Raw genomic sequence first — 2,470 nt, 5'->3', positions numbered from 1 at the left:
CCCCCGTCACTGGCGCCCCGGGCGCAGCCGGGCCCGGTGGACCACCCCGCGCCTGGTGCGCGGGCTCACCGGCCTCTGCCTTGCGGCGCTGCTCGGCGCCGGAGCGGTCGGCGGCGCCGTCCTGGGCGGGGCCCGGGACGGCACGGACGTGATCGGTCACCGGGCGGCCCCGCAGGTGGTGCGCTCGGCGGACCTGTACTTCGCGCTCAACGACATGGACGCCCAGGCCGCCAACCTGCTGCTGTTCGGCGCCGATCCGGACTACGCGGCGCCGCGCAGGGCGACCCTGGACACCTTCGAACAGCGGCGCACCCAGGCCGACACCGACCTGCAGCAGGTCGCGGAGGCGGCGGCGGGCGACCGGGCCGGGGAGCGGGCCGTGCAGACCGTCATCGGTGAACTCGGGAGCTACGAGGCCCTGACGGCCCGGGCCCAGCTGCTGGAGGACCAGGCCCGGGCCCCGGCCGGCCGCCCGTCGGCCGAGGCCCTCGCGGCCTACCGGCAGGCCACCGACCTGCTGCGCCAGCGCCTGCTGCCCGCCGTCGACGACGTCACCAAGGCCAACGCGGCCGTCGTGGAACGCAACTACACCGACCGGCGTGACGCCCTGTCCGGCGGCCGGTGGTGGATCCTGCTCACCGGTCTGGTCGTGCTGGCCGCGCTCGGGCTGCTGCAGCGGGTGCTCGCCGTGCGCTTCCGGCGGCTGGTGAACGTGCCGCTGGCCGTCACGAGCCTGCTCGCCCTCGTGGGGCTGGCCGCCGCGCTGACACTGGCCTCCCGGACCGATCACCGGCTGGTGATCGCCAAGAGCAACTCCTTCGACTCGGTGATCGCGCTCAGCCGGGCGCGCGCGGTGGCGTACGACCTGAACGCCGACGAGAGCCGCTACCTGACCGACCCCGCCCGGGCGGCCGCCTACGAGCAGAGCTTCCTCGACAAGACCCAGTCCTTCGCCCGGGTCGACGGTGCCGCCCTCGCCGCGTACAACGACCGGCTCGCCGTACTGGCGGACCGGCACCGGGCCGACCACGGCCAGGTGGGGTTCGGCGGGTACCTCGGCGACGAACTGCGCAACATCACCTTCCCCGGGGAGCAGGACGCGGCGGAACGGGTCCTGGCCGCCTTCCAGCAGTACCAGCGCGACGACCGGAGGATCCGCGAGTTGAACGCCCAGGGGAGGCTCAAGGAGGCCGTCACCTACAACACCGGCCTCACCCCCGGCCAGTCCAACGCCGACTTCGGAACGCTCGCTGCGGCCCTGGACGACAACCAGGCCATCAACCAGCGCGCCTTCGACGCGGCCGTCGCCGCCACCGACGGCGACCTCGACGCCGTCACCGCGGGTACGGGCGCGGCGGTGCTGGCGGCGGCACTCGCCCTGACCGTGCTGGGAGTGCGGCCGCGCCTGCGCGAGTTCTCCTGACCCAGGGGCCGGGGCCGTCATGGAGTCGGCTCCGGGGACGCTCTCCGTTCCTGCCCGGGCCCTCTGCCGTGGGGAGGTCCGAGACCGTCCGCCGGGTGCGGTACGGCGCGAGGAACGCGCTGAGGGCGGTGGCATCCGCCCACCGCTGAGATCCACAAGTCTTAGTACTCATATACGAGTTGTCGCCATTTCTGTCCGTTCCCGAGGCACTCCCCGGTGCGGGCTTGTACGGTGATTCCCCCTGCCCGGCAGGCGGGTTCCCACGGGTTCGCGCCGGCCGCGTCGGCGGGAGCGATACGGGGACAGGGACAGGGACACCACGCACGCATGGGGCCGTGAGGCTCCGAGGGGGAGAGATGGCGTACCTCGTTGAACTGCCGGTCGGTCCGGGGGCCGGTATCCCGGACGTCGTGAGGATCGAGATCGAGCAGGCCGCGGAGGGCCTGGTGCAGGTGGCCCGGCCCGGCCAGGTGGTGGCCCGTGCCACACGGTCGCTGGGCGAGATGCTGGCCGGGGTGAGGCCGGTGGCGCAGGACTTCGTCGACGGCTTCCGCGGCATGGCCCACGCACCGGACGAGATCGGCATCGAGTTCGGGCTGTCGCTGTCCGCGGAGGCGGACGTGGTGATCTCCAGCACCTCGGCGCAGGCGAACTTCAAGGTCTCGCTGACCTGGAAACGGACACCGGCCGACGGGACGGACCAGGTGGTCGAAGCGGCGGCGGAGGAGCCCGCGCCGTGACGGCGCCGGTCCCCGGGCCCGTGGAGGGCGTCGGGTCGAACGCGCTGGACGCCGCGGTGCTGCGGATCCACGACGCGCTGAGCAGGCCGGTCGGTGCCGGCTTCCTGGTCGCACCCGACCTGGCCGTCACCTGTGCGCACGTGGTCTCGGCGGCGCTCGCCGGGCAGGGCGTCGAACCGGGCGTCGGGTCCTGGGTGTTCGTGGACCTGCCCCTGCTGCCGGTGCCGTCCGGGGCGGGTCGGCCGGCCGTGCCCGCGTCGGCCAGCTTGGCCGCGTACAGCTCGCGGGTCTTCGGGCCGATGTCCAG

General features: G+C 74.0%; 2 protein-coding genes and 1 pseudogene. All 3 read left to right on the top strand.

Annotation, left to right across the window (positions count from 1 at the left end; all coding sequences use genetic code 11):
- Positions 1-1,423, top strand: a 1,423-nt coding sequence (locus tag ACIQOV_RS37325; protein ID WP_401055230.1) for a hypothetical protein, incomplete at its 5' end; no start/stop codon positions are given.
- 356 nt (positions 1,424-1,779) lie between these two features.
- Positions 1,780-2,163, top strand: a complete 384-nt coding sequence (locus ACIQOV_RS37320; protein ID WP_401055229.1) for a CU044_2847 family protein — start codon at positions 1,780-1,782, stop codon at positions 2,161-2,163.
- Positions 2,160-2,470, top strand: a pseudogene (locus ACIQOV_RS37315) (hypothetical protein); the annotation flags it as partial. The gene ACIQOV_RS37320 and the pseudogene ACIQOV_RS37315, both read left to right, overlap by 4 nt.

The organism is Kitasatospora sp. NPDC091257 (genome assembly GCF_044757675.1).
In the GTDB taxonomy this organism is placed as follows: domain Bacteria; phylum Actinomycetota; class Actinomycetes; order Streptomycetales; family Streptomycetaceae; genus Kitasatospora; species Kitasatospora lactacystinica.
Note: the sequence above shows the minus strand (reverse complement) of the source record. Positions and strands in the feature narration are given on the sequence as shown.

What these genes read in the sequence shown, in the direction of transcription:
- ACIQOV_RS37320 (WP_401055229.1), top strand. Translation starts at nt 1,780, where the DNA reads ATGGCGTACCTCGTTGAACTGCCGGTCGGTCCGGGGGCCGGTATCCCG.